At 66.6% G+C, this 23,884-nt stretch carries 22 protein-coding genes; 14 read left to right on the top strand and 8 right to left on the bottom strand.

Translation table 11 applies throughout. From position 1 onward, the window contains the following. The first annotated feature begins 195 nt into the window (after positions 1 to 195). The 10 genes from A5892_RS06350 to A5892_RS06305 all read left to right on the top strand — a co-directional run bounded on the left by A5892_RS06350 (position 196) and on the right by A5892_RS06305 (position 12,085). Positions 196 to 1,638 carry an amidohydrolase family protein gene (locus tag A5892_RS06350; RefSeq protein ID WP_064122088.1) on the top strand — a complete coding sequence of 481 codons (1,443 nt, stop codon included), beginning with the start codon at positions 196 to 198 and terminating at the stop codon, positions 1,636 to 1,638. 64 nt (positions 1,639 to 1,702) lie between these two features. Continuing rightward, positions 1,703 to 3,295, top strand: a complete 1,593-nt coding sequence (locus A5892_RS06345; RefSeq protein ID WP_190295661.1) for an ABC transporter substrate-binding protein — start codon at positions 1,703 to 1,705, stop codon at positions 3,293 to 3,295. A 169-nt stretch (positions 3,296 to 3,464) separates the two neighbouring features. Then, complete coding sequence (hydA, locus tag A5892_RS06340; RefSeq protein WP_064122087.1) at positions 3,465 to 4,931, top strand: dihydropyrimidinase; 1,467 nt, start codon at positions 3,465 to 3,467, stop codon at positions 4,929 to 4,931. Beyond that, positions 4,928 to 5,716, top strand: a complete 789-nt coding sequence (locus A5892_RS06335) for an amino acid ABC transporter ATP-binding protein (protein WP_064122086.1) — start codon at positions 4,928 to 4,930, stop codon at positions 5,714 to 5,716. Before hydA ends, A5892_RS06335 begins: the two co-directional genes overlap by 4 nt. Positions 5,717 to 5,783: 67 nt before the next feature. Continuing rightward, positions 5,784 to 6,638, top strand: a complete 855-nt coding sequence (locus tag A5892_RS06330; protein WP_064122085.1) for a transporter substrate-binding domain-containing protein — start codon at positions 5,784 to 5,786, stop codon at positions 6,636 to 6,638. Between the two features lie 4 nt (positions 6,639 to 6,642). Continuing rightward, positions 6,643 to 7,323, top strand: a complete 681-nt coding sequence (locus A5892_RS06325; RefSeq protein ID WP_082890298.1) for an amino acid ABC transporter permease — start codon at positions 6,643 to 6,645, stop codon at positions 7,321 to 7,323. 3 nt (positions 7,324 to 7,326) lie between these two features. Next, complete coding sequence (locus A5892_RS06320) at positions 7,327 to 8,004, top strand: amino acid ABC transporter permease (RefSeq protein WP_064122084.1); 678 nt, start codon at positions 7,327 to 7,329, stop codon at positions 8,002 to 8,004. 26 nt (positions 8,005 to 8,030) lie between these two features. Next, positions 8,031 to 8,972, top strand: coding sequence for an N-carbamoyl-D-amino-acid hydrolase (locus A5892_RS06315; RefSeq protein WP_064122083.1), 942 nt, complete (start codon positions 8,031 to 8,033; stop codon positions 8,970 to 8,972). 73 nt (positions 8,973 to 9,045) lie between these two features. Next, a complete protein-coding gene (locus A5892_RS06310) occupies positions 9,046 to 10,641 on the top strand; it encodes an ABC transporter substrate-binding protein (protein WP_064122082.1) in 1,596 nt (531 codons plus the stop codon). Further along, the gene (locus A5892_RS06305) at positions 10,634 to 12,085 is read left to right on the top strand and encodes an N-acyl-D-amino-acid deacylase family protein (RefSeq protein ID WP_064122081.1); all 1,452 of its coding nucleotides are present in this window, start codon (positions 10,634 to 10,636) and stop codon (positions 12,083 to 12,085) included. Before A5892_RS06310 ends, A5892_RS06305 begins: the two co-directional genes overlap by 8 nt. 16 nt (positions 12,086 to 12,101) lie before the next feature. On the opposite strand, the gene A5892_RS06300 is transcribed toward A5892_RS06305, so the two are convergent. Then, complete coding sequence (locus A5892_RS06300) at positions 12,102 to 12,773, bottom strand: GntR family transcriptional regulator (RefSeq protein WP_064122080.1); 672 nt, start codon at positions 12,771 to 12,773, stop codon at positions 12,102 to 12,104. A gap of 153 nt (positions 12,774 to 12,926) precedes the next feature. Here A5892_RS06300 and A5892_RS06295 point away from each other — a divergent pair, with 153 nt between their 5' ends. Then, positions 12,927 to 13,709, top strand: a complete 783-nt coding sequence (locus A5892_RS06295; protein WP_064122079.1) for a LamB/YcsF family protein — start codon at positions 12,927 to 12,929, stop codon at positions 13,707 to 13,709. Positions 13,710 to 13,756: 47 nt separating this feature from the next. Here A5892_RS06295 and A5892_RS06290 read toward each other — a convergent pair whose 3' ends face one another. From A5892_RS06290 to A5892_RS06265, 6 genes are all read right to left on the bottom strand, one after another. Beyond that, a complete protein-coding gene (locus tag A5892_RS06290) occupies positions 13,757 to 14,707 on the bottom strand; it encodes a biotin-dependent carboxyltransferase family protein (RefSeq protein ID WP_064124340.1) in 951 nt (316 codons plus the stop codon). Next, positions 14,704 to 15,450: a 5-oxoprolinase subunit PxpB gene (gene pxpB, locus A5892_RS06285; RefSeq protein WP_223302807.1), complete on the bottom strand. Its 747-nt coding sequence runs from the start codon at positions 15,448 to 15,450 to the stop codon at positions 14,704 to 14,706. The genes A5892_RS06290 and pxpB overlap by 4 nt, the downstream gene beginning before the upstream one ends. Further along, complete coding sequence (locus A5892_RS06280; RefSeq protein WP_064122078.1) at positions 15,426 to 16,724, bottom strand: TRAP transporter large permease; 1,299 nt, start codon at positions 16,722 to 16,724, stop codon at positions 15,426 to 15,428. The genes pxpB and A5892_RS06280 overlap by 25 nt, the downstream gene beginning before the upstream one ends. Next, complete coding sequence (locus A5892_RS06275) at positions 16,721 to 17,296, bottom strand: TRAP transporter small permease subunit (RefSeq protein WP_064122077.1); 576 nt, start codon at positions 17,294 to 17,296, stop codon at positions 16,721 to 16,723. Before A5892_RS06275 ends, A5892_RS06280 begins: the two co-directional genes overlap by 4 nt. Beyond that, positions 17,293 to 18,288, bottom strand: a complete 996-nt coding sequence (locus A5892_RS06270; protein WP_064122076.1) for a TRAP transporter substrate-binding protein — start codon at positions 18,286 to 18,288, stop codon at positions 17,293 to 17,295. Before A5892_RS06270 ends, A5892_RS06275 begins: the two co-directional genes overlap by 4 nt. 83 nt (positions 18,289 to 18,371) lie before the next feature. After that, positions 18,372 to 19,634 (bottom strand): Zn-dependent hydrolase, encoded by a 1,263-nt coding sequence (locus A5892_RS06265; RefSeq protein ID WP_064122075.1) that lies wholly within the window; start codon positions 19,632 to 19,634, stop codon positions 18,372 to 18,374. A 278-nt stretch (positions 19,635 to 19,912) separates the two neighbouring features. Here A5892_RS06265 and A5892_RS06260 point away from each other — a divergent pair, with 278 nt between their 5' ends. After that, a complete protein-coding gene (locus A5892_RS06260) occupies positions 19,913 to 20,857 on the top strand; it encodes a 2-hydroxyacid dehydrogenase (protein ID WP_064122074.1) in 945 nt (314 codons plus the stop codon). A gap of 119 nt (positions 20,858 to 20,976) precedes the next feature. On the opposite strand, the gene A5892_RS06255 is transcribed toward A5892_RS06260, so the two are convergent. Then, positions 20,977 to 22,188 carry an aminotransferase-like domain-containing protein gene (locus A5892_RS06255; RefSeq protein WP_064122073.1) on the bottom strand — a complete coding sequence of 404 codons (1,212 nt, stop codon included), beginning with the start codon at positions 22,186 to 22,188 and terminating at the stop codon, positions 20,977 to 20,979. Between the two features lie 177 nt (positions 22,189 to 22,365). On the opposite strand from A5892_RS06255, the gene A5892_RS06250 reads away from it, so the two are divergent. Together A5892_RS06250 and A5892_RS06245 are read left to right on the top strand one after the other, a co-directional pair. After that, positions 22,366 to 23,067 (top strand): hypothetical protein, encoded by a 702-nt coding sequence (locus tag A5892_RS06250; protein ID WP_064122072.1) that lies wholly within the window; start codon positions 22,366 to 22,368, stop codon positions 23,065 to 23,067. A 66-nt stretch (positions 23,068 to 23,133) separates the two neighbouring features. Continuing rightward, positions 23,134 to 23,844, top strand: coding sequence for a FadR/GntR family transcriptional regulator (locus A5892_RS06245; RefSeq protein ID WP_064122071.1), 711 nt, complete (start codon positions 23,134 to 23,136; stop codon positions 23,842 to 23,844). Positions 23,845 to 23,884: the final 40 nt, after the last annotated feature.

Genomic DNA, 23,884 nt, shown 5'->3' with positions numbered 1-23,884 from the left:
CCCTCTCCACCTCGGCCTCCCCGCTGCCCCGAGTTCCACCCGTGGGTATCGAACTTGCCGGGCTCGGCGCACATCGTTCCCGCCCCGCAGCAGGGCACTGAAGCGGTTTCGGCCACGCGGCGCCATGCCTGGCCAGTGCCAGACCACATCGCTTGCAGGCCTCGACAGAACAACCACATCGCAAGGAGCCGATGGATGAAGACCACGCTGATCAAGCAAGTCGACTGCATAGTCGCCTGGGACGATAGCCGACAGAGCCATGTGTACCTGACGGGGGCCGACATCGCCTTCACCGGCGACCGGATCAGCTACATCGGACGGCACTTCGATCCGGCGGGTGCCGACGTCGTCGAGACGGTCGATGGACGCGGGATGATGGTGATGCCGGGATTGGTGGACATCCACAGCCACCTCGGCCATGAGCCGATCAACAAGGGATACACCGACGAGACCGGGTCGGTCGGGCTTTACAGCTCCAATCTGTACGAGTACATGCCGACCATGAAAGACGAGGCATCGGCGCCGGCGCAGTTGACCCTGGCCGCGGCGGAGCTGCTGATGTCCGGTGTCACCACGGTGGTGGACATGTCCAACGCCCACGAGCACTGGATAGATATCATCGCCGCCAGCGGGCTACGTGGTTACATCGCGCCGATGTTCCGCTCCGCTCAGTGGTTCACCCGTAATGGGCACGTGGTCGAATATGCCTGGGACGAAGACGCCGGCATCGCCGGCATGGAGCGCGCGCTAGCGCTGATCGACCAGGCCGAGGCCCACCGCTGTGGCCGGATCGCCGGCATGCTGGTACCCGCCCAGATCGACACCTGCACGCCAGAGCTGCTGCGGGCCAGCCATGCCGAGGCCCGCCGGCGCGGTATCGGCTGGCAGACCCACGCCGCCCAGTCGCTGCCCGAATTCCACGAAATCACCCGTCGTCACGGCCTCACCCCGATCCAATGGCTGCACAGCCTGGGTGTGCTGGATCCAGGCAGCATCGTCGGCCATGCGATCTTCCTCGACGATCATCCCAACACCCACTGGAGCACCAGCACCGATCTTTCGATCCTCACCGAAACCGGCGCGAGCGTGGCCCACTGCCCCACGGTGTTCATCCGCCGCGGCATGGCGCTGCGCGACTTCGGCCGCTATCGCCGCGCCGGGATCAACATCGGCATCGGCACCGATACCTACCCGCACAACATGATCGAAGAGATGCGCAACGTAGGCTACCTGGCACGCCTGGTGGCTGAAACACCTCACGCGGTGACCACCAGCGAGGTGTTCAACGCGGCCACCCTCGGCGGGGCGAACGCCCTCGGCCGCCAGGACATAGGCCGGCTGGCGGTGGGCGCGAAGGCCGATCTGGTGATGGTGGATATGACCCACCACCTCATGCGTCCCTCGCGCGACCCGCTGCGCAGCCTGGTCTACGCCGCAGCCGACCGGGCGGTGCACACGGTGTACATCGATGGCCACCGGGTCGTGCACAAGGGGGAGGTCACCTCGCTGGACTACCGCAAGGCCGCTGAAGAAGTGGATGAAGCACAGCGGCGCGCGGAGCAGAAGGTTCCACAACGCGATCTGGTGGCGCACCGCCACGGGACCGAAATGTCGCCTCTTTCCTTCGATGTCGTCTGAACGTCGAAGGCCTGAATCAACACAACGACTGCTCGTGGTGCCAACAAAAACAAGGGAGAACACAATGGCTGTCGCATGCAAAACGATGACCCGCCGACTGCGTCACGGGTGCATCGCCGCCGCTTTGACCCTGGTCGCGGCGACCCCCGTATCGGCGCAGACCATCACCGCGGTGATGGCGAGCCAAGTGACCGTGCTGGACCCGGTGCTGACCGCGTCCCACCAAACCCGCAACCACGCCTACATGGTCTACGACACGCTGCTGGCCACCGACGCACAGAACGACATCCGTCCACAAATGGCCGAGCGGTGGGAAGTGTCCGAAGACGGCAAGGTCTACACATTCACCCTTCGCGACGGCCTCAACTGGCACGATGGTCTCCCGGTGCTGGCGCGGGACTGCGTCGCCTCGATAAAGCGTTGGGGGCAGCAGGACCAGATGGCACGCAAGCTCATGCCGCTGGTCGACTCGATCGATGCGATCGACGAGCGCACCTTCCAGATCGTGCTCAACACGCCCACCGAGGCGCTCCTCGTGGCGCTGGCCAAGCCCAGCGGCCTGCCCGCGTTCATGATGCCCGAGCGGATTGCCGCGACACCGGCTTCACAAGCGATCACCGAGCAGGTCGGCTCGGGGCCTTTCAAGTTCGTTGCCGCGGAATTCCAGCCGGGCGTCAGGGCGGTCTACGTCAAAAACGAGGACTACGTCCCGCGAGACGAGCCACCCAGCGGCATGGCGGGAGGCAAGGTGGTCAATGTGGATCGGGTGGAATGGCTGGTCATGCCGGACCGGCTGACCGCGGTGAACGCCTTGCTCAGCGCCGACGTGGACTACCTCGAATCGGTCCCGTTCGACCTGGTGCCGCTGCTCGAGAGGGACGATCAGATCACCACCCGTGTGCTCGACAAGATGGGCAACCATGCGATGTACCGCTTCAACCAGTCGCAGCCTCCCTTCGACAACAAGCTGATCCGCCAAGCGGCCATGTACGCCATCGGCCAAGAGGAGGCTCTGCGGGCCCAGGTCGGTGACCCCGACTACTACCGCACCTGCCCGGCGCTGTTCGGCTGCGACCTGCCCTACGAAAGCGACGCGCTGAGCGAGATGATCGTCGAAGCGAATCCCGAGAAGGCCAGGCAGCTTCTCGAACAGGCCGGCTACGACAATCAGCCGGTACTGATCCTCCAGGCGACGGACGTAGCCATGTCGTCGGCATTGCCGGTGGTGATGGCCGACCAGCTGCGCCAGGCGGGTTTCAACGTCTCGGTGGAGTCGATGGATTTCATGACCATGCTGTCGAGGCGGTCCAATCGCGACATTCCGGCCCGCGGCGGATGGAGCATCTTCGCGACCACCTGGCACGTCAGCGAGATCATGGATCCGCTGCGCAACTACGGGGTATCCGCCAGCGGAGACCAGGGCTGGTTCGGCTGGCCCGACGTGCCCGAGGTGGAGTCATTGCGCACGCAGTTCCTGCTCGCCGACACGCAAGAGGCGCGCGTCTCCTACGCGCAGCAGTTGCAGCGGGTGATGCTCGACGAGGGGGTCACCGTGCCCTTGGGCGAGATCACCACCGCCGCCGCCTATCGCAACACGATCACAGGCGTTCTCGAGGCACCGGTACCGTCGTTCTGGAACATGCGCAAAAGCGAGTAGGCCGAGCTGCGCTGGCCCCGACGAGATGCCATCCAGACCTTGGTGCTAACCGGGCGTTAAGGGCGGTCGACGAATAAGCATAAGACACCCGCGGCAGGCATCTCGCACACTCGATTCATCGATCTCCATCGCCGCTTCAGCGGCCAACCATCGCAACAGGAGCACGATCATGGCCGAGCAGCACTATGATCTGGTGGTGCGCAATGCCCGAATCGCCACCGCGGAGCGCAGCTTCGATGCCGACATCGGCATTCGGGACGGCGTGATCGTCGCCCTCGAGCAAGGTCTGGCCGCCGGCGAGCGCGAGATAGATGCAGCCGGGCGCTGGGTGCTGCCAGGGGGCGTGGACAGCCACTGCCATGTCGAGCAGCTCTCCGGCATGGGGCTGATATGCGCCGATGATTTCCACTCGGCCACGGTCTCCGCCGCCTTCGGTGGCAACACCACGATCATCCCCTTCGCCGCCCAGCACCGCCAGGACGACATCCCCGAGGTACTCGACGACTACGCGCGTCGGGCCCGGGAGAAGGCGGTGATCGACTATGCCTTCCACCTGATCGTCACCCGGGTGGATGAGCAGGCGCTCAAGCACGATATTCCTCAGGCCATTCGCGACGGCATCACCTCGATCAAGGTGTTCATGACCTATGCGCGAATGAAGCTCGACGATTACTCGATCCTCGAACTGATGTCGGTGGCCGATCGAGAAGGCGCGCTGATGATGGTCCACGCCGAGAACGACGATGTAATCCGCTGGCTCGCCGATCGCCTCACCGGGCTCGGCCATCAAGCGCCCAAGTACCACGCCGTCGCCCATGCCGGGCTTGCCGAGAACGAAGCCGCGCACAGAGCCATCTGCCTGTCCCGCTTGCTCGATACGCCACTAGTGATCGTCCACGTTTCCGAACGCGAGACCGTGGAGTGCGTGCGCCGCGCCCAGGTGCAGGGCGCGCGGATCATCGCCGAGAGCTGCCCCCAGTACCTGTTCCTCACCGCCGAGGATATCGACCGTCCAGGCGTGGAAGGCGCGAAATACTGCTGCAGCCCGCCCCCCCGGGACGAGGCGAGCCAGCAGGCGGTCTGGAGCGGGCTCGAGGACGGCACCCTCACGCTCTACTCCTCGGACCATGCGCCCTACCGCTGGGATGAGAGCGGCAAACTGCCGAAAGGCGAGAAGACGGGATTTCGCGAAATGGCCAACGGCCTGCCAGGGCTCGAGGTGCGTATGCCGCTGCTGTTCAGCGAGGGCGTTCGTCGAGGCCGGATCTCGATCAACCAGTTCGTGGAGCTCACCGCGACTCGCCACGCTCGCACCTACGGGCTCTATCCGCGCAAAGGCACGATAGCCGTAGGCTCTGACGCAGACCTTGCGATCTGGGATGCCGATCGAGAGGTGACGATCAGCGTCGACAAGCTTCACGATGCGGTCGACTACACCCCTTACGAGGGCATGAAGATCGTCGGCTGGCCGGAGACGGTGATCAACCGTGGCCGGATAGTGATCGACAAAGGCGAGCTGCTGGTCGAGCGCGGTAGCGGCGAGTTCCTGCCCTGCGCCACCCCCGAGCCAGTGATCGAGGCGCGCCAGAGCCGGCCCGCAGACACCCTGATACGACGCCTGGTCGAGGCACGATGAGCACCGCGAACCCGGCGCACCGCGCGGCTGCCTCGCCGCAGGCGCCCGCGCCCTATCCCATCCTCGAGCTGATCAAGCTGCATAAGCGCTTCGGCGACCACGTCGTGCTCGAAGCGGTCGACTTGCGCATCGAACCCGGCGAACTGGTGTGCGTGATAGGCCCCTCGGGCTCCGGCAAAAGCACCATGCTGCGGCTGTGCAATCAGCTCGAGCGGGCCTGCGGCGGGCAGGTGATATTCGACGGACAGGACCTCACCTCGCCACTGGTCTCGATCGATCGGGTACGCCGTCAGATCGGCATGGTATTCCAGCAGTTCAATCTCTACCCCCACCTGCGTGCGCTCGGCAACGTAAGCCTGGCCTTGAAGCGCGTCGCCCGCCTACCGCGGCGGGAAGCGCAGGCCATCGCGCTCGACGCGCTGGCGCGGGTCGGCATGCGCGAGCATGCCAACGCTTGGCCGAGCACGCTTTCCGGCGGACAGCAGCAGCGGGTGGCGATCGCCCGGGCGATCGCGATGTCGCCCAAGATCGTGCTGTTCGACGAACCCACCAGCGCCCTCGATCCGACCCTGGTCGGCAGCGTGCTCGCAGTGATGCGCCGCCTGCGCGAGGAGGGCATGACCATGCTGGTGGTGACCCATGAGATGCAGTTCGCCCGCGCGGTCGCCGACCGGGTGGTGTTCATGGCCGATGGCAAAGTGATCGAACAAGGTCCCCCGGAGCAGCTCTTCACCACCCCCCGGGACCCCCGCACCGCCGCTTTCATCAAAGGGGAATCGAACTAGGGCGTGTCGACACGCCCAAGCCGCGGTGCCACGCCACCGACGATAACGACAACAACGGAGACATCACGTGCCAAAGCCCTACCTTGCCCCACTCTCGTGCGCCGCTCTGCTTTGCCTGGCCTCGCTCACGGCCCACGCGGCCGGAGAACGCTACCACGTCGCCCTCGACGGCACTTTCGCACCGCACGCGATGCCGACGATGAGCGGCGGGATCGAAGGCTTCAACGTCGATCTGATCAATGCGATCGGCGAGCGGCTGGGCGCCGAGATCGACATCACCGCGGCGCAGTTCTCGGGCCTGATCCCGGGTCTGCAGGCTGGTACCTACGACTTTCTCGCCGCCCCGACGACGATCACCCCTGAGCTGTCCGAGAACCTGCTGTTCACCGAAGGCTATCTCGATACCGACTACCAGTTCGTGGTCAAGAAAGGGGCCGCTGCGATCACCCGGCTCGAAGACCTCGAGGGCCGCACCATCGCGGTCAACAAGGGCTCCTCCTACGACGCTTGGGCGCGTGAGCATGCTGGCGAATACGGCTGGAGGGTGGAAAGCTATGGATCGAACAGCGATGCGGTGCAGGCGGTCACCAGCAACCGCGCTTTCGCCAACCTCGCCGGCAACACCGTCGCCGCCTACGCGGTGAAACGCAACCCGATGGTGGAGCTCTCGCTGCTGGTTCCCACCGGGCGGGTATGGGCCTTTCCCTTCCGCAAGGGCGATGAGGAGCTGCGTGCCCGGATCGAGCGGGTGGTCGAGTGCCTGAAGATCGACGGCACCATCGCCGAGCTTGCGCAGAAGTGGTTCGACGCCGAACCGGAACCCGGCAGCGCGGCGGTGACTGCGCAACCAGGGTACGGCCAGCCTGGCTACGCGGGCTTCGTCGAGGACGACCACCCCTTCTCTTGCGACGTTCAGGCCTGAGCCGATGTCGATCGATCGCTTCCTCGCCACCTTTTTCGACCCCGCGATGATCACTCGCTACTGGCCGATGATCATCGAAGGCATGGCGCTCACCGCGCTGCTCGCCGCCGCCATCGTCGTCTGCGGCGGCGTGCTGGGCCTGCTGCTCGCCTGCCTGCGCAGCCGGAGGTGGCCGGCGATCAACTTCTTCATCGTGCTGTTCGCCGATTTCTGGCGGGCCCTGCCGCCCCTGGTGCCCATCCTGCTGCTCTACTTCGGGCTGCCCAACGCGGGTCTCGAGCTTTCGGCCTTCACCGTGCTCTGGCTGACGCTCTCGCTGGTGCTCGCCGCCTTCGTCGAGGAGGCGTGCTGGGCCGGTATCCGCGCCATCCGCCCGGGCCAGTGGGAAGCCGCTCGCTCAAGCGGCATGGGATTCGTGCAGACGCTTTGTTGGGTGATCCTGCCCCAGGCGCTGCGCATCGCGCTGCCCTCGCTGACCAACCGGGCGATCGCGATCACCAAGATGACCGCGCTCGGCACCGTGATCGGGGTGCCGGAAATCCTCAACCAAGCGAGCAGTGCTCAGGCATTCTCCGGCAGCGCCACCCCCTTGACCCTCGGCGCGCTGGCCTATCTGGCGATTTTCCTGCCGCTGGTGGTGCTCTCCCGCTGGGCTGAGTCGCGCCTGGCATGGAAGAGGGGCTGAGCGATGGAAGCCTTGCGAACCCAGTTCTTCGATCTGGAGATCATCGTCCAGGCATGGCCACTGCTGCTGCAGGGGCTCTGGATCACCCTCACGCTCAGCGTCGTGGTAGTCACGCTCGGGCTCGTCCTCGGGCTTCTGGTAGCGCTGGCGAGCCTGAGCGAGCGACGCTGGCTGCGCTGGCCGACCCTGGTCCTGGTCGATCTGTTCCGTGCCCTCCCACCGCTGGTGCTGCTGATCTTCGTCTACGCCGGGCTGCCCTTCGCCGGTCTTCAGCTCTCGCCTTTTCTAGCCGTGGTGCTCGCCTTCGCGCTCAACAACGCAGCCTATTACGGCGAGGTCTACCGCGCGGGGCTTTTGGCCGTCCCCCCGGGCCAGAGCGAAAGCGCGCGGGCGAGCGGCATGAGCGCATGGCAGACGCTGCTCTGGGTGGTGCTCCCCCAAGCGGTGCGCAAGGTATCGCCCGATCTGCTCTCGAACACCGTGGAGGTCATCAAGCTCACTTCCCTGGCGAGCGTGGTCTCACTCGCCGACCTGCTCTATCGCGCCGAAATGGCGCGCTCTCTGACCTACAACTCCTCGCCTATCGTGGCGGCGGGAGTGATCTACCTGCTGATGCTATGGCCGCTGGTGCGATTGATCAGCCTGTTCGAGCGCGGTGACTCACAAGTCCCGCGCCACTAAACCCGATCCGATCCAAGGAGAACCACATGCGAGAACTGGTCATCGGCGCTGCACAGCTTGGCGCGATCAACAAAGACGACAGCCGGGAGTCGGTGGTGACGCGGATGCTTGCGCTGCTCGACCAAGCGGCGCTGCGCGGCTGCGACCTGGTGGTGTTCCCGGAGCTTGCGCTGACTACCTTCTTTCCGCGCTGGTACATGGAGGACCAGGCCGAGGTCGACACCTGGTTCGAGCGTGAGATGCCGGGGCCGGCGACTCAGCCGCTGTTCGACTTCTGCCGCGAGCATGGCATCGCCATCTCCTTCGGCTATGCCGAACTGACCCCCGAAGGGCACCACTTCAATACCTCGATCCTCACCGACAAGACCGGCCGGATCGTCGGCAAATACCGCAAGATCCACCTGCCGGGGCATGTCGAGTTCGATACCGAGCGCGATTTCCAGCACCTCGAGAAGCGCTACTTCGAGCCGGGCGATCTTGGTTTCGGCGTATGGCGCAACCTCGGCGCGGTGATGGGCATGTGCATCTGCAACGACCGGCGCTGGCCCGAAACCTGGCGGATGATGGGCCTGCAGGGGGTGGAGCTGGTGGCGCTGGGCTACAACACGCCGTCGGTGAATTCGCAAAATCGCACCGAGGGCGAACGCGAGCGCCTGTTCCACTCCGAGCTCTCGATCCAGGCCGGGGCCTACCAGAATGCGACCTGGGCGGTGGCGGTGGCCAAGGCCGGCGTGGAAGACGGCTTCCCGCTGATGGCCGGCAGCATCATCGTCGATCCCAACGGCTTCGTGGTCGCCCGGGCCGAGACCAACGGCGACGAGCTGATCAGCCATCGCTGCGACCTCGACGCCTGCCAGTTCGGCAAGCGCACCATCTTCGATTTCGCCCGCCATCGGCGGATCGAGCACTACGGCCTGATCACCTCGCGCACCGGCGCCGAGGCGCCGCCGGAACACGACGACGCCTGATCCCGGCGTTGGATTGCAAAGCGACAGACCTAGACAAGACAACCACAACGACAATTTCCTGGAGCCTCGGCTGATGCCATCTTTTCTTCCTCCCGTGCTGCGCCGCAGCCTCACCTCATTGGCGGTCGCTGCTGCGCTTGCGACCCCCTCTGCCTTTGCCCACGCCTCGACGATCCATGCGGTGATGTCCTCGGCGCTCAGGGTGATGGACCCGATCGCCACCACCGCGCAGATCACCCGTAACCACGGGTTCATGATCTACGACACCCTGGTGGGAATGGACAATGAGTTCCAGCCGCGTCCGCAGATGGCCGACTGGACCATCTCCGACGACGGCCTGACCTATACCTTCCGTCTGCGCGACGGGCTCGAGTGGCACGACGGCACGCCGGTCACCGCGCGGGACTGCGTGGCCTCGCTCGAGCGCTGGGCGCAGTACGACATCGGCGGCCAGATGATGATGGACTACGTCGAGAGCCTCAGCGCCGAGGACGACCGGACCCTGGTGCTCAAGCTATCGAGGCCCTTCGGCTACGTGCTCGATCTTCTCGCCAAGCCCTCGTCGGTCGCCGCCTTCATGATGCCGGAACGGGTGGCCAATACGCCCTACGGCCAGCAGCTCAGCGAATTCGTAGGCTCCGGCCCGTTCAAGTTCGTCGCCGACGAGTTCGTGCCCGGCAGCAAGGTGGTGTACGAGAAGTTCGAAGACTACGTGCCGCGCGAGGAGCCGGCGGACGGTACCGCCGGCGGCAAGCGGGTGATGGTCGACCGGGTCGAGTGGCTGACCATGCCGGATCACCAGACCGCGATCAACGCGCTGAACTCGGGCGACGTCGACTTCATCGAGCAGGTACCGATCGACCTGCTGCCCTTGGTCGAGAACGACGACTCGCTCGAGGTCGGGGTATTCAATCCGCTCGGCTACCAGACCGGCGGGCGGATGAACTTCCTTTATCCTCCGTTCGACGATGTGCGTATCCGCCGCGCCGCGCTGCTCGCGCTCAACCAGCAGGACGTACTCGACGCGCTGATCGGCAATCCCGAGTACTACCGGACCTGCGGAGCGATCTTCGGCTGCGACACTCCGCTCGAAACCGATGTCGGTGCCGAATCGCTGCTCGAGGGCGGTAGACCCGACGAGGCTCGCGCACTGCTCGAGGAGGCCGGCTACGACGGCACCCCAGTGGTGATCCTGCAGGCCACCGATGTCGCCACCCAGGCGCCGCCGCCGATGGTCGCGGCCAGCGCCTTGCGCAGCGTAGGCTTCAACGTCCAGCTGACCCCGATGGACTGGCAGACCCTGGTCAGCCGGCGCGCCAACCAGGGCGCACCGAACCAAGGCGGCTGGAACATGTTCTTCACCTACTGGAACATCCAGACGGTGTGGAACCCGGTGGTCAACCCGATGCTCAACGGCAGCGGCCGCGAGGGCGCTTGGTTCGGCTGGCCGACCGACCCGGAAATAGACCAGATGCGGGTCGAGTTCGCCGAGGCGACCGATGACGACCAGCGCCACGAGATCGCCAACCGCATCCAAGCCCACGCCTACGACAACGTAAGCTACATCCCCCTCGGCCAGTACCGCGACGTCTCGGCCTGGCGCAAGGAGATGAGCGCACCGCTCGAAGGCCCGTCACCCGTGTTCTGGGGGATCGAAAAGAATGACTGACGCCTTGAATTCCTACGACCTGCTGTTTCGCGGCGCCACCCTGGTCGACGGCCAGGGGGGTACTCCCTATGTCGCCGATCTCGCCGTGCGCGGCGATCGGATCATGGCGATCGGCGAACTCGACGACGCGACCGCCGAGCGGGAGATCGATGCTCGCGGGCTCTGCCTCGCCCCCGGCTTCATCGATGTCCATACCCACGACGACAACCGCGCGATCGCCGCGCCCGAGATGCTCGAGAAGATCTCACAGGGGGTCACCACGGTGATCGTCGGCAACTGCGGGATCAGCGCCTCGCCGATCGTGCTCGAAGCGGACCCGCCCGATCCGATGAACCTGCTCGGTCGGCGCGAAGCGTTCCGCTATCCGCGCTTCTCCGACTACGCCGAAGCCGTCGAGCAGGCCCGCCCGAGCCTCAATCTCGCGGCGCTGATCGGCCACACCACCCTGCGCGCCGGGGTGATGGATGCCTTCGACCGCCCGGCCACCGAGGCGGAGATCGAGGTCATGGCCGAGCGCCTGCGCGAGGCGCTGCGCGAGGGGGCGATCGGGCTCAGCACCGGCCTCGCCTACACCAATGCCCGCCAGGCTCCGTCGAGCGAGGTCAAAGCGCTGGTCAAGGTGGTCGGCGAGGAAGGCGGGATCTACACCACCCACATGCGCGACGAGGGCGCGGGCTTGCTCGACTCGATCGAGGAGTCGCTGGCGACCGCGGGCGCGGGCAACGCCGCGCTGGTGATCTCGCATCTCAAGTGCATGGGCGCGGCCAACTGGGGCCGCTCGGCCGAGGCATTGAAGCGACTAGAAGAGGGTGCGAGCGCCCAGCCGTGCAACTGCGACTGCTACCCCTATGCGGCGAGTTCGACCACGCTGGATACCTGGCGGGTCACCGACGAGTTCGAGATCATGGTCACCTGGTCAGACCCGCATCCGGAGATGGCCAAGCGCACGCTTGCCGACATCGCCACGCAGTGGGGAGTATCGCTGCTCGAGGCCGCCGAGCGGCTGCGTCCGGCTGGCGCGATCTACCACAGCATGGAGGAGGCCGACGTGCGCCGGGTGCTCGCCCATCCGCTGTCGATGGTCGGCTCGGACGGATTGCCATCCGACCCCAACCCCCATCCGCGGCTGTGGGGTACCTTTCCTCGCGTGCTCGCCCACTACTGCCGCGAGCTTGAGCTGTTCCCACTCAGCGAGGCGATACGCAAGATGACCGGTCTGTCCGCCGGCCGCTTCCAGCTGGAGGGACGGGGCGTGCTGCGCGAAGGCGCCTACGCAGACCTGGTGCTGTTCGACTTCGAGCGCGTCGAGGACGTCGCGACCTTCACCGATCCGCGTCGCCAGTCACCAGGGATCGAGCTGGTGGTGGTCAACGGCCAGGTCGGCTTCGAGCAGGGGCGCTCGGTGGGACGCAGCGGACGGCTGCTGCGCCGCGCCACCGGCTGAGCTCGGGCGCGGGGATTCAGAGCGCGGTCAGCCGCTTGATGATGCTGAGCCTGACGTTGTCGATATGCTCGCTCATCCGCTGCCGCGCAAGCTCGACATCGCGCTCGCGCAGCGCGCTGAGGATGCCGAGATGTTCGCGGCAGCCGGGTTTGAAGCGCTCGGGCACGCGGTTCAAGTCGAATACGTAGGTCTTGAGCCGCAGGTCCATGATCAGCCGGGTGAGAAAGGCGTTGTTCGCCGCGCCGGCGATCGTGCCGTGCACCGCATCATCGACGCTATGGTGGCGCTCGGGAGTGGGATGGGGGTCGTCGATCAAGGCTTCGACATCCGCCATCAGGCGGTCGATCGTCTCGATCTCCAGGCGCTCGGCGGCGAACGCCGCCGCCTCACCCTCGAGCAGCCGGCGCAGCTGCAGGATCTCCAGATACTCGCGCACGCTCGGCTCCTTGACCGTCAGCAGCCCGCGCCCGCCACGCACCGCGAAGCCTTCGATCTCGAGCTTGTTCAACGCCTCGCGCACCGGCGTGCGCGAGATTCCCAGCGCCTCGGCCAGCGGACGCTCCTGCAGCAGGGTGCCGCCGCTCAAGTCACCGCACTGGATCATCTTCAACAGCTGGAAATAGGCCTCGTCGGCCAAGCTCCTCGGCTGTACCTGACGGTTCAGCTCGGCGAGGTCGATCTGTTTCATATGCTCTCCCTGGCGGATCGAGAAACCCGTGCATTGCGCCTTGAGCGCGCCCGGAGCGGATGGTATATCCATGGTATACCAAAGCTTTCCCGAGCTTCGGATTTCTTCTTCGCACGCATAAGACTACGAACAACGACAACCCCGGAGAATGGCATGCAGATCGACATCAATGCGGACATGGGCGAAAGCTTCGGCGCCTGGAAGATGGGCGACGACCGGGCGATGCTGGCGCTTGTGAGCTCAGCCAATGTCGCTTGCGGCTTCCATGCCGGCGACCCGCTGGTGATGGATCGCACCGTACGGGCAGCGCTCGCCCAGGGTGTGGATGTCGGTGCCCATCCGGGCTTTCTCGACCTCTGGGGCTTTGGCCGGCGGCGGATCGAGGGCCAGAGCGGTGCCGAGATCGAACGTATGGTGATCTACCAGCTCGGTGCGATGCGAGCGATCGCCGAGGCCGCCGGCCACCGCATGACCCACGTCAAGACCCACGGCGCGCTCGGCAACATGGCCTTCGTCGATGTCGAACTGGCCGAGGCGGTGGTCGCGGCGATCCTCAAGGTCGACCCGACGCTCATGCTGCTCACCGCGCCGCTGACCGCGATCGAACGGGCAGCGCGCGGTGGCGGACTCAAGATCGCCGCCGAAGTGTTCGCCGACCGCGGCTACGATGAACGCGGCCTGCTGCTGCCCCGCGGCCAGCCTGGCGCAATGATCGAGGATCCGCACCAAGCCGCCGAGCGGATGCTCGCCATGCTCGAGGAAGGCGCGATCATCACCGCCCAGGGCAGTCGCCTGCCCTGCCCGATCGACAGCATCTGCGTCCACGGCGATGGTCCCTCGGCGGTGCCGATGGCAAGCGTCCTGCGCGAGCGGCTCGAAGCCGCCGGCCACCAGATCCTCCCACTCAGCCGGATCGAGCGCCTGCAATCAGCCTGATCCACTCGGCAGGCGCTCGCGGGGTCTGAGCGTACTCACATCGCGCCTCAGGCCAGTCTCTCGAGCAGTCGCGCCAGCTCGCGCGAGCGCCCGCGCCAGATATCCTCCCCCTGCTCCACCGAGACCGCCTCGAAACCGAGCCGGTCCCCGGGGGCGAGCTGGCCTAAGCGGATCAGATCGGCGCGGATCACGGTGGCGATCTTCGGATAGCCGCCGGTGCTCTGGCGATCATGCATCGCGATGATCGGCTCTCCGCTGCCCGGCACCTGGATGCTGCCGGTCGCGATCGCATCCGAGACGATGTTGTGACCCGCGACGCATTGGATCGGCGGTCCTTCCAGGCGATAGCCCATGCGATCCGAGGCGGCACCGATTCGATACTCGCTTGCAAGCCACCGCTCACGCTGCTCGGGGGCGAAATAGTCATGCTGGGGCCCGGGCACCACCCGGATCGGCCGCCGGTCGCGCTGGGGCAGCAGCCGGTCGCAGCGACGCATCCGATGACGCGCCGCCGTCTCCTGCGCCTTGAGCAGGTCGCCGGCGGCGAGACAACGGCCATCCAGTCCTCCCAGCCCAGCACGCAGCAGGGTCGCCCGGCTGCCGAGGCTGCTGCGGGCGGTGAAGCCCCCGGCGATCGCCAGATAGCCGCGCGCACCGCTGCGCAGCCGGGGCAGGCTCAATCGATCCCCCGGCTCGAGCCAGTGGCTGCGGTAGGCATCGGACTCCTCGCCATTGATCTCGACTCGCGCATCGCCACACACCGCGATCACGCAGGGCGCGCCCTCGACCAGCAGGCGTGGGCCGACCAGGCTGAACTCGAGCGCAGTGGCGCCGATCGGGTTACCCACCAGGGCGTTGGCGAGGGTGAAGCTCAGTTCGTCGAGCGGGCCCGAGGGCGGCACGCCGAACGCGCCCAGCCCGAGACGGCCGGTATCCTGGAGGCTCGCAGCCAGCCCGGGCGAAAGCACTCTCAACCGGCAGCGACCGTTGACGCTCATATCGCCTCGCTCCATTGCCAGTCCTCCTCGGCGCAGGCTTCGAAGGCCGCGAAACGCGCATGCTCGATCGGCACGAAGCGCACCTCGTCGCCGGCGTCGAGCAGGAACGGACGCTCGCGCTCGGGCTCGAAGGTACGCACCGGCGTACGTCCGATCAGGTGCCAGCCGCTGGGCGCCGCCACCGAGGCGACCGCGGTCTGGGCGCCGCCGATGCTGATGCTCCCCGCCGGCGTGAGCGATCGCGGCGAGTCGCGCCGCGGCGTATGCAGACTCGGGTCGAGCCCGCCGAGATAGGCGAAGCCGGGCATGAAGCCGATCATGTAGATCCGGTAGATCCTCGCTGCGTGGCGCTCGACCAGCTGCGCCGGAGAGAGCTCATGGCGCTCGGCCAGCGGCTCGAGATCGATGCCATATTCGCCGCCGTAGCAGACCGGGATCCGCCAACGCCGGGCGGCACCCGGCACGACGGAGATCCGATCGAGCAAGAGCGGCAAACGCGCCAACAGCTCAGCCTGGCGCACCACGCAGCTGTCGTAGAACACCGCCAGCGACCGATAGGTCGGCACCAGCTCTAGTACGCCTGCCAGCTTCGCCGCCTCGATCGCCCGCGCGGCGGCGCGAACCCAGGCGTTGACCTCGGACTCGATGCGCTCGCCGCAGTCGACCAGCACCCCGCTGTCACCGATCGGCACCAGCCGGTAGTCGATCGCCGCCACCTTCAACCCAGCCGATTCGGCAGCCACGTGACGATCTCCGGCACCAGCGCAAGGCCTAAGGTGAATAGCACCATGATCACGAAAAACGGCAGTACCGCACGCACCAGGGTGGCGATGCTCAAGCCGGTGATGCCGTTGATCACGAACAAGTTGAAACCCACCGGTGGAGTGATCTGGGCCATCTCGACCACCAGGATCAGGAATACCCCGAACCAGATCGGGTCGAATCCGGCCTGGATCACCAAAGGCAGGGTGATCGGCAGGGTCATGACGATGATCGACATGCCCTCGAGCACGGTGCCGAGCAGGATGTAGAACACCAGCAGCAGCAGGATCAGCATGAATGGCGAAAGCCCCAGATCGCTGATCGCCCCGGAGATGGTGCGCGGGATCGAGAGAAAGCCCATCGCCACCGACAGGAACACCGCGCCGACGATGATCAGACCGATCATGCTGGTCACCTGCGCCGCGCCGAGCAGCGCATCCCACAGCGTCCGCGGGCTCAGGCAGCGCTGCAGGGCGCCGACGACCAGCGCCCCGAACACACCTATCGCCCCCGCCTCGGTGGGCGTGGCGAAGCCGCCGAGCATGCTGCCGACGACGAAACCGATCAGCAGCACCACCGGTGCGAGCTGGCCCAGGGCGCGCACGTAGTCCTTGAAGGCTGGCCGCGGCCCCTCGCGCGGCGGCAGCCGCTGCGGGTAGATCATCGCGTTCGCGCCGGTATAGAGCATGAAGCAGAGCGCCAGCAGCAGCCCTGGAATGATCCCGGCGATGAACATCTTGAGGATCGAGACCTGGGCCAGCACTCCGTAGATGATCATGATCGTGCTCGGCGGAATCAAAAAACCGAGGGTACCGGCGCCGGCCAAACCACCTGCGGCGGTCCGCGCATCGTAACCGCGGGCGATGAGTTCGCTCGAGGTGATCCGCCCGACCGTCGCGGTAGTCGCCGCAGACGATCCGGAGATCGCCGCGAACAGCGTGCAGCCCAGGATGTTGGTGTGCAGAAGCCGCCCGGGGATGCGATCGACCCAGGGGGCGAGACCGTCGAACAGCAGCTTGGTCAGCCGGGTGCGGAAGAGGATCTCCCCCATCAGGATGAACAGCGGCAGCGCCACCAGCTCGGGCCCGGTGACCGTGTTCCATACCGTCTGCGACAGCAGCCGCTCGACCGGCATCATCGGCCGGAAGACCTCGAGCAGCACCACACCGACCCCGGCAAGGCCCGCCCCCACCCACACTCCCGCCGAGAGCAGCAGCAGGATGCAGCCCAGAAGCGTCAGCAGAATCGCGCTCATGACATCGTCTCCAACTGCCGTTCATCGAAGTTCAGCAGCCGCGGCGCCAGGCACAGCACCAGCACGCGCAGCAGCAGCTGGATCTCCCACACCACCAGCCCGAGCAGGATCGCGAGCCGCGGCCAGACCAGCGGGAACTGCTCGGAAGTACTCGACACCACCCCGTTGGCCCAGCTCTGCCAGGTCATGATCGAGAACGCATGGATCAGCTGGCCGACCACCAGCACTGCGATCAGCGTGGCGATCAGGTCCAGCCCCCGTCGCATCCGGGGGCCGGCGTGTTCGAGCAGCAGCATGATGCGAATATGGCGACCGTTACGCAGGGTCCAGCCGCTGCCGAGGAAAATCACCGCGCCAAGCAGGTAGCCGCTGATCTCCCAGCTGAATCCCAGGCTGCGGGAGTAGAGGTTGCGGGCGACGATCTCGGCCAGCATCAGCATGAACAGCGAGGCCATCGCCACCGCGGCGAGCGCCGCGGCGGCCTGGCTCAGCCGGTTGCCGCCCCGCACCAGCCGTCGAACCAGCGCGTCGAGACCGGTGGGCGCGACGGTGGCGACAGGCTGCTCGCTCATTGATCACGCGCCTCGAGATAGGCTTTGACCAGCGCATCGGCGTCGCTCCCGGCGCTCTGACGAAATGCCTGCCACTGCGGCTGCGCCGCCTCGGACAGCGCCGCGGAGAAGGCCTCGTCCGGGGCACTGACCTCGATGCCGCGCTCGACCAAGAGCGCCGTGGCGCTGTCATCCTCGTCCTTGGACGACTGCTGGTAGACGGGCTGGCGCTCGGCCGCCAGCGACTCGATCGCCGCACGCTGGGTTTCACTGAGCGCGTTCCACGCGTCCAGATTGATACTCAGCACATCGGGCGCCAGCTGCCAATCGAGCTTGTTGAAGTGCTTGGCGAAGTCCCAGAAGCTGCCGTCGACGCCCGAGGGGCTCGAAGTGGCGACGCCGTCGATCGCCCCGGAGGCGAAGGCGGGGATCACCTCGCCCCACGGCATCTGGATCGGCGAAGCGCCCAGTGCGTTGAAGAAGTCGGTGCCGTTCTTGTCCACCGTGCGCAGCCGCAGCCCGCGAAGATCGTCGACCTTCTCCACCGGGCGCTTGCTGAACACCCCCTGCCCCGGCCACGGCACGGTATAGAGGAACTTCTGGTTGAACTGGGCGGCGACGCCTTCGTAGTACGGCCAGGCCATCGACCGCAGCAGCGCGGCGTCCTCGTGGTTGCGGGTGAGATAGGGCACCGACTCGACGCCGAGCAGCGGCGCATCGCCGACCTGCTGGGTGAGCAGCATGTCGGCGCCCTGGATGATCCCGTCGCGCACCGAGGTGAGCAGCTCAGGCCCCCTGAGGCCGAGATCTCCCCCGGCGTGAACCTCGATCATTACCTCGCCATCGGTGACCTCCTCCACCCGCTCGGCGAAGTCACGCAGGTTCTTGACGTGGAAATTGCTCTCCGGCCAAGGGGTGACCACCGTCCAGGTGGTGGCCGCCTGGACGGTGGTGACGAGACTCGCGCCAAGCAGCGCGCCGCCGATCAGGCGGTTGGCAAAGATCGTTCGCATGAAAACTCCAGGATCGTCGTTGTGGTTGTCTACATTGCCCTGCCGGCGGCGCGCACTGGCGCCAGCGGCTGTCGTCGCGGCGCTCATTGCGCCAGAACCTCGGCGAGCACCGAGCTCGCATCGAAGAAGTCTTCCAGCGCCATCGCCTCCTCGGGGTTGTGGCTGCCGTGCTGGTTGCGCACGAACAGCATCGCGCTCGGCACCCCTTGATGAGAGAAGGTCGCCGCGTCGTGTCCGGCACCGCTCGGCAGCGTCGGCGGGTCCAGCCCGGCTCGCTCGGCCGCCTCCCGCAGCAGCCGGCGCAGCCCCGGGTCCATCCGCGCCGGCCTGCTCGAGGTGCGCTCGCCAAGCTCCGCCCTCACGCCGCGCTCGCGCTCGATCCGGGCGAGCATCGCCCCCAGCGCATCCTCGATCTCCAAAAGCGTCCCCTCCCGCTCGCTGCGCACATCGAGACAGAACCCGAGCTCGCCGGGGATCTTGCTGAAGGCATCCACCGTCGGGTCGGTGTGCACCTGGCCGCAGGTGATCGTCGCCCGCTCGCCGCGGCGCTCGAGATCGCTCCACAGCGCATCGAGTTCGCCGACCAGCGCGGCGAAGGCGAACACCGTGTCCTGGCGCAGCTCGCGCGGCACCGCGCCGGAGTGGCCATGGGTCCCGAGCAGACGCGCACGGCGATAGCGAAAGCTGCCGCTGATCCCACTGACCACACCGAGCGGCGCGCCGCGATGTTCGAGCAGCGGCCCCTGTTCGATGTGCAGCTCGATGAAACCGTGCAGGCGAGCGGGCTCGAGCCAGGCCTCGCCAGCGGCGACACGCTCGGGATCGCCACCGCACTCGCGAAGGTGATCGGCCAGCGATCGGCCGCTATCGGCCCGGGTCAGCCGCAGCGCCTCGGCATCGAGCATGCCGAAGGCGGCGCGGCTGCCAGGATAGGAGAGCGGGAACCAGGTGCTCTCTTCGGCACGAAAAGCGGCGACCACCACGTCGCGCAGCGGACGCCGGCCTTCGGCGGCCAATTTGGCCAGCGCGCACAGCGGTGCGATCACCCCGGCGGCACCATCGAAATTGCCGCCGTGGGGCACCGAGTCCAGATGGGAGCCGCTGACCCACATCGGCAGCTCGGGGGAAGCGCCAGCGAAGCGGCAGTAGAGGTTGGCCGCCGCGTCTCGCTCGATCGAGCCGCCGAGCGACTGCGCCGTGCTGGCGATGGTCTCGAAGGCGCGCTGCTCACCGTCGCCGTAGGCGTCGCGGGTGATGCCCGGCGGATCGCAGCCGATCTCGGCGAGCGCGCCGAACAGTCGCTCGGCGAGGGCTCGCGGGTCGGGTGGACAACTGGCCTGCGACATTGCACTGACCTCATGCAGCTGGATGATGGAGAACCGAGCGAGGGGATGGGTCTCAGTCGTTGCACCAACATGGCGCCCGATTGCGATCAAACTGCACCGCCACAGCCCGCCAACCTCACCGCAAAGCGCGGTGAAAGCCCGCAACGCCGGGCATTGCGGCTCCCCTTTGCGCACTGCGGTGCAAATACCATACCAGTGGTATACCATCGAAATATCCACACCTGCCCGCGTGCGCCGAGCGTCGACGCAGCCCACCTGACCAGGAGCCTTGGCCGACCATGCCCTTTAACGTGCTGATGACCTTCTCGCTTCCCGCCGACTTCATCGCCGAACTCGAAAGTCGCTATCGGCTGCTCGGTCCGCTAGAGCGCATGGAACCGTCGGCGCTGCCGCCGGGGAGCGACGCGGTGCGAGCGATGATCACCAAGGGCGGGCTGCCGATCGATGCGACGCTGCTCGATGCGCTGCCCGCGCTCGAGCTGATCGTCTGCTACGGCACCGGCTTCGATCGTATCGATCTCGACGCCGCCGCCGAGCGCAGAGTGCGGGTGACCAATGCAGGCGACGCCAACGCCTCGAGCGTTGCCGAGTACGCGACTGGACTGATGCTCGCGGGGGTACGGGGTATCGTCGCCGCGCATGACTACGTCCGCGGTGAGCGCTGGCAAGGCAATGGGTTCTCCGCGCTGCCTCTCTCACCGGGGCTGGTCGGCCGGCGCTTGGGCATCTACGGGCTGGGTGAGATCGGCCGCCGGGTGGCGAGCCGCGCGCAGGCCATGGAGATGGAGATCGGCTACTGCGGCCGCGCGCCGCATGCCGACGTAGCGTATCGCTACCTGCCGAGCCTCGAGGCGCTGGCCGAGTGGTGCGACGTGCTGATGGTCACGGTGCGCGCCGGGGCCTACAACCGCCATGCGGTGAACCGTGAAGTGATGGCTGCGCTGGGCAGCGAAGGCTATCTGGTCAATGTCTCGCGCGGCTACGTGGTCGATGAGACCGCGCTGATCGAGGTACTCGAGCAGGGCATCCTGGGCGGCGCCGCGCTCGATGTGTTCGAGCACGAGCCCAAGGTGCCGGAGGCGCTTAAGCGCAGCCCGCGGATGCTGCTCAGCCCGCATATCGCACCGCTCACCCACCAGGCCCAAGGCGCCCAGCGCCAGCGCGCCCTGGACAACCTCGCCGCACTCGATGCCGGCGAACCGCTCAGCTGCCTGGTGCGCTGAACGAAGCGCGAAAGGCCGCGGCAGCCTCATCGGCCAGCTGATGCGCCAGCATCAGGAGTGCTCGGGCTTCGCACTCATTTCTGGCCTGGTGAAACCGGCCTGATCGAGCCTGAGCGTCTCTAGACTTCAAGCCCCACAACGCTCGCCGGCTCTGCCTCGAGCATCTCGCCAAGCAGCGCGCCGAGACGCGCGATGCCCGCTTCGATGCGCAGCTCATCGACGGTGACGAAGGCGAGGCGCAGGGTGTTGAGCTCGGCTTGGTTGGCATAGAAAGGGGCGCCGGGCACGAAAGCGACATCTTCCGCGATCGCACGTTCGAACAGCAGGCTGGCGTCCACTCCCGCCGGGAGCTCGACCCAGATGAACATCCCGCCTTCAGGTCGATGCCAGTGCACACCCTGCGGCATGTGCCGCGCCAGCGCATCCAGCATGGCCTCGCAGCGCCGGGCATAGAGCTTGCGCACCTGCGGCAGGTGACGCTCGAGCAATCCATCCTTGACCGCCTCGAAGACGATCCGCTGCGTAAGCCCGGCGGTGTGGAGATCGCTCGCCTGCTTGAGCTGGACCAGCTTGTCGATCACCTCGACCGGACCGACCACGTAGCCTAGCCGCATCCCCGGGGAGAGCACCTTGGAGAACGACCCCAGGTGCAGGGTGTTGCGCGGTGCCAGGGCGAGCAGGCTGGGCAGATGCGCCCCTTGGTAGTCGAGCTCGCCGTAGGGATCGTCTTCGATCAGGGTCAGCCCGCGCTGCTCGGCCAGTGCCGCCAGCGCCTGCCGGCGCGCCAGCGGCAGCCGACGTCCGGTGGGATTCTGGAAGTTAGGGATCGTATAGAGGCACTTGGCACCGTCGAGCAGCGCCGCGTTCAAGGCTTCGGGATCGAGCCCCTGGTCGTCGCTCGGCAGCGAGACGAAATCCGGCTCGTAGAGCCGAAACGCCTGCAGCGCGCCAAGATAGGTCGGGGTCTCGACCAGCACCCGGTCGCCCGGGTCGATCAATGCCTTGCCGATCAGGTCGAGCGCCTGCTGCGAGCCGGTGGTGAGCAGCACCTGCCGGGGGTCGATGCTTACGCCATCGCGCGAAAGTCGCGCGGCGATCCATTGGCGAAGCGGCGCATAGCCTTCGGTGGTCGCATACTGCAGGGCGGATTCGGCGTCGTCACCTTCGAATACCCGACGACTCGCCTCGCGCAGCGCCTCGAGCGGAAAGCTCTCGACCGCGGGCAGACCGCCGGCGAAGGAGATCACCTCGCTACGCTCGGTGACCTTGAGGATCTCCCGAACCGCGGAGCTCACGCTGCCTTCGGCTCGTCGTGCGAATCGCCACTGCATCTTGATGCTCCTCGATCGGATCGGCGGGGACTCCCTTTGATCGATTCTAAGCAGAGGCCGACGAGGACCGAAAGGGCAGTGCTCGAAAACACATGATTGAACCCATACGCCTTGGCGGCGTCAGAGCATGCAGATGTCCGCGCCTCCGGCCCCAACCCCCACCGCAGGGACGCACCGATGATTCGACTGCCTCGCGCCGCAACGCTGGGGCTCGCCACGCTGCTGACTGGGCTTGCGAGCGTAGCCCAGGCCGAACCGCGGCCGCCCTACCCGTTCACCGCCGAGTACCGGCTCAAGGCCGGCGGCTGGCCCCAGGCGACCATCGAGCAGCGCTTGGAACGCCAGAGCGACGGCGAGTGGAGCAGCCTGATGACGGCTTCGGCCAGCATCGCCAGCGGACGCGAGTATGGGCAGTTCCACCTGGACGAGGATGGCGATCGCCTGATCGCCGACGATTTCCAAAGCCGCTACCGGCTGCTCGGCTTCGGCAAGGACTATCGATTCGATCCCGAGCAAAGCAAAGGCCTGCCGGACCGGCAGACCGCGCTGATCGAGATCGGGCGCCGCCTCGACGATCCCCAGTGTCGAAACGAGCGGACGCCACCGTGCCGGGTGGACTATCTCGACCACCGGCAGCGCACCCGCAGCCTCGAGTACCGCGTCGTCGCCACCCCAACCATCGACACCGCGCTTGGCCGCTGGCCTACGGTGCAAGTCGAGGCGCGCGATCCACGGCATCCAGATCGGCGTTTCGACTTCTATGTCGATCCCCGCTACCCGGGACTGATGGTCAAGGTCGACTACTACAAGAGTGAGGTGCTCGACAGCCAGATGTGGCTGACCGCATTCACTCCCGCCGCGATCGACGCCCCGCGCTGAAACCTGGAGCGCCCGTGCTAGACTCTGCGGCCAGCCTCCGTGTCGAGCCGACGAGTATCCGTATCGATGTCCTCCACTCCACCCGCCCGCAAGCATCGCCACGCCGAGATCATTCGCGATCTTGGCGCTCGGATCGTGACCTCCGAGCTTGCGCCGGGCGACCGCCTGCCACATGAAAGCGAGATGCTCGCCACCTATGGCGTGAGCCGGCCGGTGCTGCGTGAGGCACTGCGGGTACTGGGCGCCAAGGGGCTGGTGCACGCCAAGCCCAAGGTCGGCTCGGTGGTTCGCCCACGCGCCGAATGGCACCTGCTCGACCCGGACGTGCTTGGCTGGATGGTCGGTGCGGAGCTTTCGACCGGGCTGTTCGAGGATCTGTTCGCGGTGCGTCTGATTATCGAACCCGCCGCGGCCGCGCTGGCCGCGACAGCGGCGAGCGGCGACGAGCTCGAGGCGATCGAGTCGGCTTTTTCAAAGATGAGCAGGGCCCGCTCGCGACGCGACCGGCTTGCGCCGGATCTGGAGTTCCACGTCCTCATCGCCCGCGCCACCCACAATGACCTGCTCGCCCATCTGTGCCAAATGCTGTCCAAGGCGCTTGGGGAGTCGATCAAGGTATCGAGCCGCCGGCTCGACCGCGACAGCCTGTCGCTGCCGCGCCATCGCGCGATCCTCGACGCGCTGCGCGCGCGTGATCCCGAGGCCGCCCGCGTCGCCTCGCTAGCCCAGATCGAAGGCGCCCGCGACGATTTTCTCGACGTACTCGGCGATCGTTAGCCTCTCCCCCTTCTCTACTATTACCTCATGGATCGCCCCT

The organism is Halotalea alkalilenta (genome assembly GCF_001648175.1).
GTDB lineage: Bacteria > Pseudomonadota > Gammaproteobacteria > Pseudomonadales > Halomonadaceae > Halotalea > Halotalea alkalilenta_A.
This window is presented reverse-complemented; position numbering and strand designations above follow the sequence as displayed.